The organism is Actinomyces sp. 594 (assembly GCF_019325145.1).
Taxonomy (GTDB): Bacteria; Actinomycetota; Actinomycetes; order Actinomycetales; family Actinomycetaceae; genus Actinomyces.
Genome location: NZ_PIZC01000048.1, coordinates 1 through 642, shown reverse-complemented (window position 1 = coordinate 642; position 642 = coordinate 1).

Below are 642 nucleotides of genomic sequence, written 5' to 3'. Positions count from 1 at the left end.
GGCGCTCGGCCCTGAAAGGGCCGAGCGCCGGGCGGGGTTGATGAGCAGCAGACCGCGCCGCCTGGGGTCAGTCCCGATGTCTGTTCCGGTGCCCGTGGCAAAGGGGACCCCCACCCCGCTGAGGGTGCGTAACGAGCGCCATCACCCCGCCTGCCGCTCGAGACGGCACCGCTTACCACGCCTGCACATGGCTCCCAGCCGGGTCAACCACTGATCCTTGCGACCCGAATACCGTCCAACACGACCGAGGCCCCTCCGCGGAGCCTCGCAGCTCGTCATGCGCCCCGCTAACACGGGGAGAGAACGGCTCGAGCGTATTTGTTCGGGAAGCTCGGCTACTACTTGCGCCGACACTCTACGAGCCAATAGAGCCCGCGCCGATAGAAACGGTCAAAGCGAACACAGAGAGTCATTCGGCTGTGAACGATCTCAGAGGGAATCAAAGGAACGGCTAGCCCAACCCATGGTTCAAGGCCTATAGCAGGCAACTCGTGCCGCAACTCGCGCGGCCGCCCGGGCCGAGGACCTCCCCAAGCGACCTGATCGCCCTGGGGTTGTGTGTGTGGTTGTGGGTGGGTGGGTGTGCCGGCGGTGTCCTACTCTCCCGCCCGCCTGTCGGGGGCAGTACCATTGGCGCTGGGG